Raw genomic sequence first — 15,816 nt, forward strand, 5'->3', positions numbered from 1 at the left:
GCGCAAACAATGCCTGAAAATATACAACCACCAGTTGCCAAAATAATACCTGAAAAATTAGAAAAGTTTGGCAACGAAAGAATCGATAATTATTTTTGGTTGAACAATAGGGAAAATCCGGAGGTTATTGATTACCTGAATAAAGAGAATGAGTACTATCATGAAATGACTGCTCATACCAAAGATTTTCAAAAAGAATTGTTTGAAGAAATGAAAGGCAGAATCAAGGAAGATGATGAATCTGTTCCCTATTTATATAATGGATATTATTACATAACCCGTTTTGAAACCGGAAAAGATTATCCTATTTATTCCCGAAAAAAGGAAAGCCTTACAGCAAAAGAAGAAATTATGTTCGACTGTAATGAGCTGGCTAAAGGTCAGGCCTATTTTCAGTTAGGTGGTTTGAGTATTAGTCCGGATAATAAATTAGCCGTTTTTAGCACAGATACTGTTGGAAGGAGAATATATACCATTCAGGTTAAAAGTTTGGAAACCAACTTGATTTTAGAAGACAAGATAGAAAAAGTTACGGGAACTGCTGTTTGGGCAAATGATAATAAGACCGTTTTTTATTCTTCACAAGACGAAGTTACATTGCGATCTGATAAAATTTTTAAACATAAATTAGGTTCAAAACAAGCGGATGATATTTTAGTTTATTTTGAAAAAGATGATACATACAATGTCGAAATCGCAAAATCCAAATCTAGAAAATACCTTGCAATTGAGTCTGGAAGCACACTGACAACAGAATACAGAATTCTAAATGCAGATACTCCAGATGGCAAATTTGAAATTTTTCAAAAACGAATCAGAGGTGTAGAGTATAGCATAAATCATTATAAAGATAGTTTTTATATCTTAACCAATAAAGACAAGGCTGAGAATTTCAAATTGATGAAAACGTTGGAAACAGCAACATCACATGAAAATTGGACAGAAGTTATTGGCCACAGAGAAGATGTTTTATTGGAAGATATCGAGATTTTCGCAAATTATTTGGTGGTTGAAGAACGCTCTAATGGTTTGAACAAAATCAGAATTATGCCTTGGAGCGGAGAAGGGGAATATTATTTGCCTTTTGAAAGCGAAACGTATACTGCTTATACAACGACCAATGTAGATTTTGAAACAGAAATTTTACGTTACGGATACCAATCACTGGCAACACCCTCTTCGGTTATTGATTTTAACATGAGAACCAAGGAAAAAGAAGTCAAAAAAGAGCAGCAGGTTCTTGGCGGTAAATTCGACAAAAACAATTATAAAGAAGAACGGGTTTGGGCAATTGCCAAAGATGGCACTAAAATTCCAATTTCGATGGTGTATAGAAAAGAGCTTAAAAAAGACGGCAGCAATCCTTTATTGCAGTATGCTTATGGTTCTTATGGGCATTCGATGGATGCCACTTTCTCTTCGACACGATTAACATTATTAGATAGAGGATTTATTTTTGCCATAGCGCATATTCGAGGCGGTGAAGATTTAGGAAGACAGTGGTATGAAGACGGAAAATTATTAAAAAAGAAAAATACATTCACTGATTTTATCGATTGTTCTAAATTTCTGATCGATCAAAAATACACTTCGCCGGAACATTTATATGCTGAAGGCGGATCTGCCGGGGGATTGTTAATGGGAGTTGTGGTGAATTTAGCACCTGAATTGTATCATGGAATAATAGCACAAGTACCTTTTGTAGATGTAATTACTACCATGCTTGATGATAGTATACCCCTTACAACTGGAGAATACGATGAATGGGGGAATCCAAATAAAAAGAAATATTACCAATACATGTTGTCCTATTCTCCTTACGATAATATAAAAAAACAAAATTACCCTAATATGTATGTTTCTACGGGGCTTCACGATTCACAAGTACAATATTGGGAGCCAGCGAAGTGGGTTGCAAAATTGCGAACAATTAAAACAGATAAAAATGTCTTATACCTTGATACTAACATGGATGCAGGTCACGGAGGTGCGTCTGGAAGGTTTGAAGCTATAAAGGAATTAGCAAAAGAATTTAGTTTTTTATTAGATTTAGAGAAAATTAAAAAGTAATTAGAATTTTTTTGTTAAATTTGCAACGTTCGTGGCTAAATTAAAAATGGCCTGCGACTAACTATTTTTTTATGAAAGAAGAAATAAACGCTTATAATAATGTTTTAGAATTGATAGGTAACACTCCACTTATTAAGCTAAATAAAGTCACCGAAGAGTTAGAAGGTAATTTCTACGCAAAGGTAGAAGCTTTTAATCCAGGACATTCTTCTAAAGATAGAATAGCATTATACATAATCGAAGAAGCTGAGAAAAGGGGGATTTTGTCTCCTGGTGATACCATTATTGAAACTACATCGGGGAATACTGGTTTTAGTTTAGCGATGGTAAGTATCATAAAAGGCTACAATTGTATTCTTGCTGTTAGTTCTAAGTCATCTAAAGATAAAATAGACATGTTACGTAGTTTGGGTGCAAAAGTTTATGTTTGTCCCGCACATGTCTCCGCTGACGACGAGCGTTCTTATTATAATGTAGCCAAACGTTTGCACGAAGAAACGAAAGGCTCGGTTTATATAAATCAATATTTCAATCAATTGAATATAGATGCACATTATAAATCTACAGGTCCTGAAATTTGGAAACAAACAAATGGTAAAATCACGCACCTTATCGCTTGTAGCGGTACAGGAGGAACCATTTCCGGGACAGCAAAATATTTAAAAGAACAAAATCCTAATATTAGAATTCTTGGAGTTGACGCTTTTGGTTCGGTATTAAAAAAATACCATGAGACAAGAGAATTCGATAATGATGAAATTTATCCTTATAGAATAGAAGGTTTAGGTAAAAATCTAATCCCATCTGCGACTGATTTTGACCTTATCGATAAGTTCATGAAAGTTACTGATGAAGAAAGTGCGCATGCTGCCAGAGAAATTACCAGAAAAGAAGGTTTATTTGTAGGGTATACCTCCGGAGCAGTAATGCAGGCAATAAAGCAATATGCTGACGAAGGTGAGTTTAACAAAAATAGTAATGTAATTGCCATTTTTCCAGATCACGGTTCTCGTTATATGAGTAAAGTGTTTAGTGATGACTGGATGAACGAACAAGGTTTCTTTGATAGTATCAACGAAGAAGAAGCTCAAAAAATTGAATTTATAAAGTAGAGTATTCTGCTATTAGCTATAAAAAGACTCCGGAGAAATCTGGAGTTTTTTGTTTTTGATACGGACAGTCTGTAATTTCGACCAAATAAAAATACTGAACTAAAAGCTTCAAGCCTATCAGATTGCTATTTCATATGAAAGATGGAGTACTTTAAAAATAAAAAAACTCCGGAAAATTATCCGAAGTTTTTGTGAATTATGCAATCTTAAAATTGTAATCGGACAGTTATTCTTCCATCGTATGATATACGTTCATCACGTCATCATCTTCTTCCAATTTTTCAATTAGTTTTTCTATATCAGCCATTTCGGCTTCAGATAGTTTTTTAGTTATTTGCGGGATTCTTTCAAATCCAGAAGAAAGAATTTCCAAACCTCTGTTTTCCAATTCTTTTTGAATCGTTCCAAAACTTCCAAACGGCGCATAGATTAAAATACCGTCTTCGTCTTCAAAAACTTCTTCTGCACCAAAATCGATTAATTCTAATTCTAACTCTTCCGGGTCAATTCCGTTTGCCGGAATTCTAAAGTTGCAGGTATGGTCAAACATAAATTCAACCGAGCCTTGTGTGCCCATTGTACCATTACATTTGTTAAAATAGCTTCTCACATTAGCAACGGTTCTGTTGTTATTATCAGTAGCGGTTTCAACAAGAATTGCAATACCGTGCGGCGCATATCCTTCAAATAAAACCTCTTTATAGTTAGCTGTGTCTTTATCTGTCGCTTTTTTAATAGCTCGTTCTACATTCTCTTTCGGCATATTAACTGCCTTGGAATTCTGAATAACAGCTCTTAATCTTGAGTTGGCATCAGGATTAGGTCCGCCTTCTTTAACTGCCATTACAATATCTTTACCAATTCTGGTAAATGCTTTGGCCATTGCTGACCAACGTTTCATTTTTCTTCCTTTTCTGAACTCAAACGCTCTTCCCATTGCTAGTTTATTATTTTGAACTGCAAAAATACAGTTATTAGTTATTTTACCAAAATCAAATTAAATTCTTTTAACGAATTAAGAATAAATTGATACCCTTATTTCATTTTAAAGCATTAAAATCTTCAATTATTGTAATTGCCTCATTCAAATAGTGATTCGTTTTTAAAGCATTCAGTTGAAATTGGTTGTTGGTTTTTTCGGAAGGATGAATGGCGAGAAGGAATTTATTTAAATTAGAATTATAGACATTCAAATCAATACTTCCAGAATCAAAAGAATTAATATCTTCCCATAAATCAGTAACTTTATTTTGTTCCTCAAAAACCATGTCTAACGTCAGTGGTATTGCTTTTTTCGGTTGGTTTACTAAATCTTCAATTCTTTTATTAATTGATTTAATGGCATTAAAATAGTCATTGTTTACAATTCTCAGCCTACTGTTTTCTACTACTTTTTCAATTAAATTACTTTTTGCATAAGTCGTAAATTTAAAGAAAGTAGTGATGCTGTCATTTTTGAAAGCTGTAGGAAAGTCATTCTCTTTCGGGAATATTGTTTCATAGATTTCTGGCAGGGCTATATTTGGAAAAACGCCCAGGCTTTGGTGGCTTTTTCCTGTTATTCTATAAAATTTATTGACTGTTACTTTTACGAAGTTCTCCGTGTCATTTTCTGCTAATGGAACGATGGTTTGCATTGTTGCCTTACCTAAAGTAGTACTGCCAATCAATAACGCACGATGGTAATCCTGAAGGACTGATGCGAAAAACTCACTTGCCGATGCCGAGTTGCCATTTATTAAAATTACAATCGGATCTTTATAAATCATTCCTTTGTAAGGGTCTTCAATTGTTGCTTGTACTTTTTTATTATCAATTACTACGGATATTGGGCCGTTATCAATGAACATCCCAGCTAATTTTATCGCTTCTTCCATCGATCCGCCACCATTGTCAACTAAATCAATAACTAATCCTTCGATCTTATCTTTTTGTAATTTGATTATTTCTTTTGCAACATCCTGAGCACAGCCTTTTCCTCCATTTCCTTCAAAATCAGAATAAAAGCTTGGGATTTTTATATATCCTATTTTGATCTCTTTCTCAACAATAAAACTGTAAACAGTATTTTCTTCGTCTTTTATGACTTGCTTTTCGACCAGGACTTCAAAGCTTTTTCCGGAATTGCGACGCAATGTTAAGACGATGTTTTTGTTGGCTTCTGAGAGAATCATATTTGAAATTGACTCCAGTGAAGTACAAGAAACTAATAAGGTTTCCTTAAGATTTGAAATCGAAATAATCTGATCTCCTTTTTTAATTTTTCCGGTAAGGAATGCGGGACCGTTTGGATCCAGTTCAGCTACAATAATTTCACTTTTTTCATTTAAGCTTACATTCAGTCCTAATGATAAATGCTCTTTTGATAACGAAGCTACAAAACTGGACTTAGAATCATCACTAAAATAAGCGGTGTGTGGGTCAAAGTAACTGCAAAAGTGATTGTAAAGACTTTCCTGTAAACCAGATTCATTTTGTAAAATGCTATTTATTCTGCACAGTTCATTTTGAATAATGGTGCTTTTAGAATGTAGTGCTAATGTATTAAAATTAGTTTTAATGGAATCCAGATTTTTGCTTACCTGAACAATAGCATCCAGAATTTCATAACGAATTTTTTTTCGCCAAACTTTTTCAGCTTGATTGTCCTGTAAATAGATTGGAAATGCTTTTTTATAAAACCGAATCGTGTCTTTCAGATGGTAGTCGATGGTTTCTTTGTCAATTTTTTCTAAAATAGCCTTATTTCGTAAAATATCTTTTTTGTAAACAGAAGAAATGGCGGTTAGGAAAGTACAGTCTCTATCCTTGATAAAATTGTCAATATTCAAACGGTATTTTTGCGATAAAATATCATATTCTGATTTCAGAAAAACATTTCTCGAAGGATCAAGCTCATCAATAAAGCGATCAAAAACAAAAACCGATAAACTGTCGTCTACCGGTTTTGGATTAATATGTTCGCGCTGAATTAACGCATTTATTTTAGAAAGTATTTCACAAGTTTTGGCATCATTTTGACCAAATAGTGAAAATGTAGTCAAGAATAATACGAGTGAAATTTTCTTCATTTATTTTTATTTCTTGTAAAAAGGTAATTTTACTACTTTGGCAGGAACATCATTTTTACGGATTCTAATGAATATGTCTTTGTCTAAGGCGCTGTTTTCAGTTGTAACGTAGCCTAAGCCGATTCCTTTATTCATTGAAGGGGACATTGTTCCTGAGGTTACAATTCCTATTGAATTCCCTGACGCATCCACGATTTCATAATCATGTCTTGGGACAGCACGTTCCTGCATTTCAAAAGCCACTAATTTTTTAGAAACTCCCGCTTCTTTTTGTTTTTTCAGATTTTCTGAATTGGTGAATTCTTTTGTGAATTTAGTAATCCATCCCAAGCCAGCTTCAAGTGGAGAAGTGGTGTCGTTAATGTCATTTCCGTACAAACAGAAACCCATTTCCAATCGTAAGGTATCACGAGCGGCAAGACCAATTGGTTTAATTCCAAAAGGAGCACCGGCTTCAAAAACGGCATTCCAAATTTGTTCTACTTCTGAATTTTTGCAATAGATCTCGAATCCTCCGGAACCAGTGTAACCTGTAGCTGAAATAATTACGTTGTCAATTCCTGCAAAATCACCTACTTCAAAATGGTAATACGGAATAGCCGATAAATCAATAGCCGACAAAGATTGCATGGCTTCAACAGCTTTTGGACCTTGAATTGCCAGTAGGGAATAGTCATCAGATAAATTTTTCATTACCACACCCAGATCATTATGTGCAGAAATCCAATCCCAGTCTTTATCGATATTCGAAGCATTCACTACTAATAAATACTGTTCTTCTTTCATTTTGTAAACGATCAAATCATCTACAATTCCCCCGTCATTGTTAGGTAAACAAGAATACTGTGCCCTTCCGATGGTCAAAGTAGACGCGTCATTAGAGGTTACTTTTTGTATCAAAGCCAACGCATTTGGTCCGGTTAATAAGAATTCACCCATGTGAGAAACATCAAAAACACCTACGGCATTTCGAACCGTTTCATGTTCTGCATTCACCCCTTCATATAGAATAGGCATATTGTATCCGGCAAACGGAAGCATTTTAGCTCCCAAACTCTCGTGTATGTGCGTAAGCGCAGTATTTTTCATTGTTATTTTGTAAAGGATTTGAAGTGGCTAATTTATTGATTTTATTTCGGGTGGCAAAGATGTGGAGCGCAAAGTTTAAAGTTTCAAACGTTTTCGGAATAACGTGCCGATCAATTTCAAAAAAATAATTATCAGGATTTAATCCGGTGAAGTTATGAAGCTATTTCCTGCTATTCATTACGATCTTTTCCTTTTTAATGTTTAATTTTACAATGATTTTATAGGAGATCTGTAACTTGCGAGAGCAAAAAAACGAGCGTCATGAAAAAAAGTAAATTTGTTACTATAGTACTGTTTTTTGTATCCATTTTTTATGGTCAAAACGGAGCTGTTGTTGGTAAATGGAAAACCATTGATGATGAAACGGGTAACGCTAAATCTATTGTTGAAATCTATGAGGAATCTGGAAAAATTTATGGGAAAGTGATTGAGATTTTGGAAGAAGAGCACAAAAATAAAGTTTGCAGCAATTGTACAGGCGAGGATAAAAACAAACCTATTCTTGGAATGATAGTAATAAAAGGATTAAGAAAAGACGGAAACGAATATAAAAGAGGTAAAATTTTGGATCCTAAAAACGGAAAACTTTATAAATGTTATATTGCCTTAGAATCAAAAGATAAACTTAAAGTGCGTGGTTTTATTGGAATTTCATTGTTTGGACGAACACAATATTGGTACAGAGTGGAAAATTAATGTTTTTGAATAAAATGAACCTGAGACCTGTCCAATACTAATAAAGCTAAAAATATATAAATGCATTTCGTCGAAGTAATTTTACCCCTTTCTCTTGCTAAAACATTTACTTACAGTGTTTCTGAAGCTGAATATCATTATATCAGAAAAGGAATGCGCGTAGCGGTACCTTTTGGTAAAAGTAAAATTTATACTGCACTGGTTATTGAGATACATCAAAATAAACCCACTTTGTACGAGGCCAAGGAAATTCACCAAATTCTGGATGAAAATCCGATTGTTACTGAAATCCAAATCGCACATTGGCAATGGATTGCTTCGTATTATATGTGTGCTATTGGTGATGTATATCGTGGTGCTATGCCAAGCGCGCTTTTGCTGGAAAGTGAAACTGTAATTTCTCAAAAAGAAGATTTGTTTGTGGATGAAAGTCAGCTTTCAGATGATGAATATTTGGTTTACCAAGCCTTGCAACAGCAAAGTTCACTTAAAGTTCAGGACATTATCTCAATTTTAAATAAGAAAAATATCTTTCCCGTTATTCAAAAATTGATTGATAAAAAGATACTGGTACTTCAAGAAGAAATTTCAGAAAATTACAAGCCGAAATTAGTTCGTTATGTGTCTCTGCATTCCAAATATGATTCGAATGAAGGTTTAGGTGGGTTATTGGAAACTTTGAAAAGTGCGAACAAACAAAAGGAGGTAGTCCTGAGTTATTTTCAATTGATCGCTACCGAAAAGAAACCCATAACCGTCAAAAAACTGGTCGAAGCTGCTAATTCTTCTGCTGCAATTATAAAGGCATTAATCGAAAAAGGAGTATTCGAAGATTATTTTCTTCAGGAAGATCGCGTCAATTTCAATGGAAAAATAAGAGAAGACCAACTTCAATTAAGTCAGGCGCAACAATCTGCTTTTGAGGAAATTAAAGTCAGTTTTACGCAAAAAGAAGTCTGCTTGCTGCATGGGGTGACTTCAAGTGGAAAAACCGAAATTTATATTAAACTCATTGAAGAGTATCTGGAAACGGGAAGGCAAGTATTGTATTTATTGCCCGAAATTGCTTTGACAACTCAATTAGTAGGAAGATTGCGAACTTATTTTGGAAATAAAGTAGCTGTTTTTCATTCGAAATATAGCAATAATGAACGGATAGAGGTTTGGAATCAGGTTTTGGCAAATTCTGAGAAAGCGCAGGTGCTGATAGGAGCGAGGTCGGCTTTGTTCTTGCCCTTTCAAAATCTGGGATTCATAATTGTAGATGAGGAACACGAACAGACTTTCAAACAAGTAGATCCGGCACCGCGGTATCATGCGCGTGATGCAGCAATTGTTTTGGCCAATTCGCATAAAGCAAAAGTTTTGTTAGGTTCGGCAACACCCAGTATAGAGACTTATTTTAATGCACAATCAGAAAAATATGGTTTAGTTGAAATCTCGAAACGATTTGGAAACGTAATGATGCCAAATATTGAATTGGTGGATTTGAAAGATAAATATTTTCGCAAAAAAATGACGGGACATTTCAGTGATGTTTTAATTACTGAAATTAATACGGCATTATCATTAGGGGAGCAAGTGATTTTGTTTCAAAACAGAAGGGGGTATTCTCCTATAGTGGAATGTATTACTTGTGGTCATGTACCACAATGCCAGCAATGTGATGTGAGTTTGACGTATCACAAACATAAAAACCAGTTGCGGTGTCATTACTGTGGGTACACTATGGCAAAACCTACGCATTGTCATACCTGTTTCAGTGTTGATTTGACTACAAAAGGCTTTGGGACAGAACAGATTGAACAGGAGTTGATTTCTATTTTTCCAAATTCAAAAATGGGAAGAATGGATCAGGATACTACACGTGGTAAATTCGGTTTTGAGAAAATTATCGATAGTTTCAAGAATAGAGAAATTGATATTTTAGTTGGAACGCAAATGCTTGCCAAAGGATTGGATTTTGACAATGTAAGTTTAGTAGGAATTATGAATGCGGATAATATGTTGTATCATCCTGATTTTAGAGCATTTGAGAGAAGTTTTCAAATGATGACTCAGGTAGCAGGTCGCGCCGGACGTTCTGAGAAGCAGGGAAAAGTAATTATTCAAACCTATAATCCCAATCACAATACGATACAGCAGGTAACAAACAATGATTATCAGGCAATGTATAAGGAGCAGTTGTACGACAGGCAGATTTATAAATATCCGCCCTATTTCAGAATCATAAAACTGACGCTAAAACAACGCGATTTTGATAAACTAAAGGAAGGGTCAATGTGGTTGTATCAAGTAATGAGTCAAAATCTAGAGATGCCGGTATTGGGTCCTGAGGAGCCAGGTATAAATAGGATCAGGAATGAATACATACGAACGATTATAATCAAAATTCCACAAAACGTGTCAATAGTAAGCACAAAAAAAACTATTCAAAAAATGTTGAATAGTTTTGAGGCGGTTGCTCAATACAGAGCTATAAAAGTTGCGCTAAACGTCGATTTTTATTAAAAGTAATTTTTTATGCAAATGATAGGGCTTTTACTAGGTCTTCTTTTTTATTTCTACTCAATGGTATTTTTGTAATTCCAATTTCGGCAAACTTGCTGTTGAAACGCTCTACTTTGTCGATATTTATGATGTATGACTTGTGAACTCTTATGAATTTTTCTTTAGATAAATCATTTTCGAAAGATTTCATAGTGGAAAGTACCAAGTTACTATCTTCTTCAGTTACGACTCTTACGTAATCCCCAAAAGCTTCAATCCATTTTATCTTAGCAGTGAAAACTTTTAATTTTTTCAGATTACTCTTAATGAAAATGTGTTCGCCTTCTTCTTCTTTATTTTCTTTTTTAAGTGAATATAAATCAAGTGCTCTTCTTACTGATGCATTAAAACGATCTATAGCAATAGGTTTTTGCAGATAGTCGGTAGCATCATAATCAAATGCTTTCATAGCATACTCCGCTTTAGAAGTAATGAAGATTATTTGTGGTTTTATTTTTAAACCATCTAAAAAATCAAAACCACTTATCACGGGCATCTCAATATCTAGAAATATTAAATCTACGTTATGTACAGACATACAACTTCTAGCTTCAATTGCATTAGAAAAATCTCCAATTAAATGCAAATTTGGATGATTATTCACTAACTTTGCGATGATCATCCTCTGAATGGAACTGTCATCAACTACTACACAATTAAGTTTCATAATTTTTGAATTTTAAGATTTGGAATAGTAAATTTAACAACATTTTATTAAAAAAACTAATCTTTATCGATTTTTTTTACCATACAACGAATAAAGTAAAATTATCATTGTTTATTTAAAATAATTGACTACTTTTGCAGCCAAATTAACAAATAAATAAAATATTTATGAATCATTATGAAACTGTTTTCATTTTAAATCCCGTTTTATCTGAAGTTCAGGTAAAGGAAACAGTAAGCAAATTTGAAGATTTTCTTACTACTAGAGGAGCAGAGATGGTATCGAAAGAAGACTGGGGCCTTAAAAAAATGGCTTACGAAATTCAAAACAAAAAAAGTGGTTTTTACCATTTGTTCGAATTTAAAGTAGCAGGAGAAGTTCTTATTGCTTTTGAAACTGAATTTAGACGTGACGAAAGAGTAATGCGTTTCTTAACTGTAAGTTTAGATAAACACGCTATTTCTTGGGCTGAAAGAAGAAGAACTAAATTAAAATCTACAAAAGCTTAATTATCATGGCAACATTACAACAATCGGCTTCAGGAAAAAAAGACGGGGATATCAGATATCTTACGCCTTTGAACATAGAAACAAACAAAACTAAAAAGTACTGTCGTTTCAAAAAATCAGGTATCAAATATATTGATTATAAAGATGCTGATTTCTTATTGAAATTTGTAAACGAACAAGGAAAAATTCTTCCTCGTCGTTTAACAGGAACTTCATTGAAATACCAAAGAAAAGTGTCTGTTGCTGTAAAAAGAGCACGTCACTTAGCATTAATGCCATATGTGGCTGATTTACTAAAATAATAAAGAAGCGAAATTATGGAACTTATACTTAAAAAAGACGTACAAAATTTAGGCTTTAAAGATGATGTTGTATCTGTGAAAAATGGTTACGGTCGTAACTTTTTAATCCCACAAGGACATGCACATTTGGCAACTTCTTCTGCAAAGAAAGTGTTAGCTGAAAACCTAAAACAAAGAGCTCATAAAGAAGAAAAAGTAGTAAACGATGCTAAAGCATTGGCTGAAACTTTAAAAGCTATTGAAATTAAAATTTTCGCAAAAGCAGGTGGTGAAAAATTATTCGGTTCAATCACGAATATTGATATCGCTGACGCATTAGCAAAAGGTGGTCAAGTAATTGACAGAAAATTTATCACTAGTGGAATCGTTAAACGTACAGGAAAATATGCTGCTAGCGTTAGATTACACAGAGATGTAATAATCGAATTGCCTTACGAAATCGTTGCTGAAAAATAACATTCGGTTAACATTTTGTTAATAAAATATTAAAATCACTCTTAGGAGTGATTTTTTTTTGGCTAATTTTGTCGAAAATAACTAATCTTCAGATAAATGAAAAAAATTATTACTTTATTGTTTTTCGTATGTGGCCTTCATGTAGCTTTAGGCCAGACTACAACGTCCAGCATTAAAGGAATTGTGAAAAGCACCAGCGCAGAATTGCTCCCGGGAGCAACAGTTCTTGCTATTCATACTCCTACAGGATCTAAATATTCTGGATTGTCAAATGCCGATGGAAGATTCAGTATGTTGAATATGAGAATTGGAGGTCCCTATAAAATTGTGGTAACTTTTATTGGATTTCAAACAGAAGAATTTAATGATGTTTACCTTGATTTAGGTAAAGTGTTTAGTTTAGATGTTGTTTTGAAAGATGAAAGTCAAAAGTTAGAAGAAGTAAAAGTTGTTGGGGCGAAAAATAAAGTTTTTCAAAGTGGAAGAACTGGTGCAGAGACAACAATAGGTAGAAGAGAATTATCAGCATTACCTTCTATTTCGAGATCAGCAGATGATTTTACACGTTTAGAGCCAACCGCTAGTGGAGGTTCTTTTGGTGGTAGAAACGATCAGTATAATAATTATTCGCTAAATGGTGCGATTTTCAATAATCCTTTCGGATTAGATGCCGCAACTCCAGGTGGGCAAACTGGTTCACAACCAATATCATTGGATGCAATTGACCAGATTCAGGTAGCGACAGCTCCATATGATGTTACATTGTCTGGTTTTACAGGAGCTTCTGTAAATGCAGTTACAAAATCAGGTACAAATGAGTTTCATGGAACCGCCTATGCTTTCTACAGAAATCAGGATATGACGGGTAATAAAATAAAAGGAGAAAAAATATTTGTACCGTCATTAGAGCAAACACAAGCTGGTTTTAGTATTGGTGGACCAATTATTAAAAATAAATTATTCTTCTTCACCAATTTTGAAATTGATGAAAGAAGCGATTTAGGATCAAATTTTATTGCTAATAATGGCGATGGTGTAGCAGGTGTAAACGAGTCCAGGGTTTTGGAAACGGATTTGGTGAATGTTTCGAATGCTTTATCTTTATTAGGCTATAACACTGGCGCTTATCAAGGATTCTCTCATAATTCAAATTCTAGAAAAGGGATTATAAAATTAGATTGGAATATTGATGACAATAATAAATTAGCGATTATATATAATTTTTTGGATGCTTCCAAAGATAAGCCGGCGCACCCGTCAGCTTTGGGATTTAGAGGTCCTAACGCTTCTACGCTGCAATTTCAAAATTCTGGATATCAAATCAATAATAAATTGAGTTCTTTCCTGGTGGAGTTGAATTCTAAGATTAATGAAAAAGTATCTAATAAGTTACAGGCTGGTTATACTCATTTTGATGATTTTAGAAATCCATTTTCTTCGCCAGCTCCAGTAATCAATATTCAGGATGGTGCGGGGTCAAATTATATTATTGCCGGTCACGAGCCATTTTCTATAAACAATACTTTAGATCAAAAGGTTTTTCAAATTACCGATAATTTAAATTATACTGTAGGTAATCATTCATTTACCTTTGGTGTTTCATTTGAAAAATTCCAGTTTGAGAATTCATTTAATTTAGCGGGTTATGATAATTTTGGAAATCCGAATGGTTACGCAGGAACTTTCTTTACCCCTTATTCAGATGTTAACGCTTTTTTAGCTGATGCTGCTAAGCCTTTTGCAACAAGTATAATAGCACAGAATCTATTATATGCGCAAAATCAGTTTGCTGCCAAAAATTCTTTTGGTGTAGGGGAGGATAATGGATGGAAATTATCTGAATTAAATGTTGGTCAAGTTGCATTTTATGCTCAGGATGACTGGAGTGTAAATGATAATTTTAAATTGTCATTTGGTTTGAGAGCTGATAAGCCGTTATATTTTAATACATCGGAATTGATTCAGAAGTATATTGATACAGAAAACGGGGCGACAAGAAATAACGCTACACAGTATTATGATCCGGAAACAGGAAATCAAGTTCCTTTGATATCAACAAAATTGCCTAGTGATAAATTACTATGGTCTCCAAGACTTGGATTTAACTGGGATGTAAATGGAAACAAAACAACACAACTTCGTGGAGGGACTGGGATTTTTACAGGAAGAATTCCTTTTGTTTGGTTAGGAAATCAAGTAAGTGGTGCTGATGATTCTTTTTTCCAAATTATGGATCCGGACTATAAATGGCCACAAGTTTGGAGAACAAGTTTAGGTGTTGATCATAAATTGGAAAGCAACTATATTGTGACGATTGACATGTCTTACAACAAAGATATTAATGGAGTTCATGTTCAAAACTGGGGCTTAAGAACACCATCAGGGACTTTGGCAGGTGTTGATAATAGAGTAATCTATGAGAATGCTACCGATAAGCAAAGCAACAATGCTTATGTAATGACAAATTCTGATAAAGGAAGCGCGTTTAATTCTTCGGTTAAAGTGCAAAAGAATTTTGACAATGGATTGTTTGCCAGTTTAGCGTACAACTATTTAAAATCTAAAGATGTAAATTCAATTGAGGCAGAAATAACCGGTGATGCTTTCGCTTTTAACCCTGCTTTAGGTAATGTGAATAATGCCGTTTTATCCAATTCTAAATATGGGGATACACACCGTTTTATTGGTGTAGGTTCCAAAAAATGGAAATATGGTAATGACAAATGGGCTACCACTGTATCTACTTTCTTTGAATATGCTCAAGGAGGCCGTTTTAATTATATCTATGGGGGAGACATCAATAATGATGGTTCAGGAACAAATGATTTAATTTATATACCAACTACCGCAGAAATCAATGCTATGGTTTTTTCTGGTGCAGGACAAGGCGCAGCATTTGATGCATTTATAGGTCAGGATGATTATCTTAATGAAAGAAGAGGTCAGTATGCAGAGCGTTACGGAGCTTTATCTCCATGGAGAGGAAAGTGGGATATTAAAGTAATGCAAGATTACAACTTTAAAGTTTCTTCTGCTTCTGAGAAGACCAATACAATTCAGTTTAGCATTGATGTGTTAAACTTAGGAAACTTAATTAATTCTGATTGGGGATTAGTTCAGGTACCTACAAGTGTACAGCCAATTGGAGTTTCTGTAAATCAAACTACAAAAATACCGACGTATACTTTTAATGGAACTCAAACTAAAACGTTCAACTATGATGCAAGTTTATTGTCAAGATGGCAAGCACAGTTTGGTATTAGATATATTTTCTAAAAAAGATAAAAAATAGAT

The 15,816-nt window shown here is 34.0% G+C and carries 12 protein-coding genes; 8 read left to right on the plus strand and 4 right to left on the minus strand.

The genetic code is table 11. From position 1 onward, the window contains the following. Positions 1 to 9 precede the first annotated feature (9 nt). Together ACNQGN_RS05770 and ACNQGN_RS05775 are read left to right on the plus strand one after the other, a co-directional pair. Positions 10 to 2,070, plus strand: a complete 2,061-nt coding sequence (locus ACNQGN_RS05770) for a S9 family peptidase (RefSeq protein ID WP_417986896.1) — start codon at positions 10 to 12, stop codon at positions 2,068 to 2,070. A 71-nt stretch (positions 2,071 to 2,141) separates the two neighbouring features. Further along, complete coding sequence (locus tag ACNQGN_RS05775; RefSeq protein ID WP_417986897.1) at positions 2,142 to 3,182, plus strand: cysteate synthase; 1,041 nt, start codon at positions 2,142 to 2,144, stop codon at positions 3,180 to 3,182. 226 nt (positions 3,183 to 3,408) lie between these two features. Here the strand turns inward: ACNQGN_RS05775 and ACNQGN_RS05780 are convergent, their stop codons facing one another. The 3 genes from ACNQGN_RS05780 to gcvT all read right to left on the minus strand — a co-directional run bounded on the left by ACNQGN_RS05780 (position 3,409) and on the right by gcvT (position 7,342). Next, positions 3,409 to 4,119: a YebC/PmpR family DNA-binding transcriptional regulator gene (locus ACNQGN_RS05780; protein ID WP_417986898.1), complete on the minus strand. Its 711-nt coding sequence runs from the start codon at positions 4,117 to 4,119 to the stop codon at positions 3,409 to 3,411. A 103-nt stretch (positions 4,120 to 4,222) separates the two neighbouring features. Continuing rightward, a complete protein-coding gene (locus ACNQGN_RS05785) occupies positions 4,223 to 6,253 on the minus strand; it encodes a S41 family peptidase (protein WP_417986899.1) in 2,031 nt (676 codons plus the stop codon). A gap of 6 nt (positions 6,254 to 6,259) precedes the next feature. Beyond that, a complete protein-coding gene (gene gcvT, locus ACNQGN_RS05790; RefSeq protein ID WP_417986900.1) occupies positions 6,260 to 7,342 on the minus strand; it encodes a glycine cleavage system aminomethyltransferase GcvT in 1,083 nt (360 codons plus the stop codon). A gap of 261 nt (positions 7,343 to 7,603) precedes the next feature. Between gcvT and ACNQGN_RS05795 the strand changes: the two genes are divergently transcribed. Both ACNQGN_RS05795 and priA read left to right on the plus strand, forming a co-directional pair. Then, positions 7,604 to 8,038 carry a DUF2147 domain-containing protein gene (locus tag ACNQGN_RS05795; protein WP_417986901.1) on the plus strand — a complete coding sequence of 145 codons (435 nt, stop codon included), beginning with the start codon at positions 7,604 to 7,606 and terminating at the stop codon, positions 8,036 to 8,038. Positions 8,039 to 8,098: 60 nt separating this feature from the next. Further along, positions 8,099 to 10,549 carry a replication restart helicase PriA gene (priA, locus tag ACNQGN_RS05800; RefSeq protein WP_417986902.1) on the plus strand — a complete coding sequence of 817 codons (2,451 nt, stop codon included), beginning with the start codon at positions 8,099 to 8,101 and terminating at the stop codon, positions 10,547 to 10,549. A 10-nt stretch (positions 10,550 to 10,559) separates the two neighbouring features. Here the strand turns inward: priA and ACNQGN_RS05805 are convergent, their stop codons facing one another. Further along, positions 10,560 to 11,255 (minus strand): LytR/AlgR family response regulator transcription factor, encoded by a 696-nt coding sequence (locus ACNQGN_RS05805; protein ID WP_417986903.1) that lies wholly within the window; start codon positions 11,253 to 11,255, stop codon positions 10,560 to 10,562. Between the two features lie 167 nt (positions 11,256 to 11,422). Between ACNQGN_RS05805 and rpsF the strand changes: the two genes are divergently transcribed. From rpsF to ACNQGN_RS05825, 4 genes are all read left to right on the plus strand, one after another. Further along, entirely contained in the window at positions 11,423 to 11,764 is a 342-nt protein-coding gene (gene rpsF, locus ACNQGN_RS05810; protein WP_417966467.1) for a 30S ribosomal protein S6, read from the plus strand. A 5-nt stretch (positions 11,765 to 11,769) separates the two neighbouring features. Then, on the plus strand, positions 11,770 to 12,066 hold the full coding sequence (gene rpsR / locus ACNQGN_RS05815) for a 30S ribosomal protein S18 (RefSeq protein ID WP_007138295.1): 297 nt from the start codon (positions 11,770 to 11,772) through the stop codon (positions 12,064 to 12,066). A 15-nt stretch (positions 12,067 to 12,081) separates the two neighbouring features. Next, positions 12,082 to 12,522, plus strand: coding sequence for a 50S ribosomal protein L9 (gene rplI / locus ACNQGN_RS05820; protein ID WP_417986904.1), 441 nt, complete (start codon positions 12,082 to 12,084; stop codon positions 12,520 to 12,522). 96 nt (positions 12,523 to 12,618) lie between these two features. After that, on the plus strand, positions 12,619 to 15,798 hold the full coding sequence (locus tag ACNQGN_RS05825) for a TonB-dependent receptor (protein ID WP_417986905.1): 3,180 nt from the start codon (positions 12,619 to 12,621) through the stop codon (positions 15,796 to 15,798). Positions 15,799 to 15,816 lie beyond the last annotated feature (18 nt).

The organism is Flavobacterium rhamnosi (assembly GCF_048286515.1).
Lineage (GTDB): Bacteria > Bacteroidota > Bacteroidia > Flavobacteriales > Flavobacteriaceae > Flavobacterium.

What these genes read in the sequence shown, in the direction of transcription:
- ACNQGN_RS05805 (WP_417986903.1), bottom strand. Translation starts at nt 11,255, where the DNA reads ATGAAACTTAATTGTGTAGTAGTTGATGACAGTTCCATTCAGAGGATG.
- ACNQGN_RS05775 (WP_417986897.1), top strand. Translation starts at nt 2,142, where the DNA reads ATGAAAGAAGAAATAAACGCTTATAATAATGTTTTAGAATTGATAGGT.
- ACNQGN_RS05770 (WP_417986896.1), top strand. Translation starts at nt 10, where the DNA reads ATGCCTGAAAATATACAACCACCAGTTGCCAAAATAATACCTGAAAAA.
- rpsF (WP_417966467.1), top strand. Translation starts at nt 11,423, where the DNA reads ATGAATCATTATGAAACTGTTTTCATTTTAAATCCCGTTTTATCTGAA.
- rpsR (WP_007138295.1), top strand. Translation starts at nt 11,770, where the DNA reads ATGGCAACATTACAACAATCGGCTTCAGGAAAAAAAGACGGGGATATC.
- priA (WP_417986902.1), top strand. Translation starts at nt 8,099, where the DNA reads ATGCATTTCGTCGAAGTAATTTTACCCCTTTCTCTTGCTAAAACATTT.
- ACNQGN_RS05825 (WP_417986905.1), top strand. Translation starts at nt 12,619, where the DNA reads ATGAAAAAAATTATTACTTTATTGTTTTTCGTATGTGGCCTTCATGTA.
- rplI (WP_417986904.1), top strand. Translation starts at nt 12,082, where the DNA reads ATGGAACTTATACTTAAAAAAGACGTACAAAATTTAGGCTTTAAAGAT.
- ACNQGN_RS05785 (WP_417986899.1), bottom strand. Translation starts at nt 6,253, where the DNA reads ATGAAGAAAATTTCACTCGTATTATTCTTGACTACATTTTCACTATTT.
- ACNQGN_RS05780 (WP_417986898.1), bottom strand. Translation starts at nt 4,119, where the DNA reads ATGGGAAGAGCGTTTGAGTTCAGAAAAGGAAGAAAAATGAAACGTTGG.
- gcvT (WP_417986900.1), bottom strand. Translation starts at nt 7,342, where the DNA reads ATGAAAAATACTGCGCTTACGCACATACACGAGAGTTTGGGAGCTAAA.
- ACNQGN_RS05795 (WP_417986901.1), top strand. Translation starts at nt 7,604, where the DNA reads ATGAAAAAAAGTAAATTTGTTACTATAGTACTGTTTTTTGTATCCATT.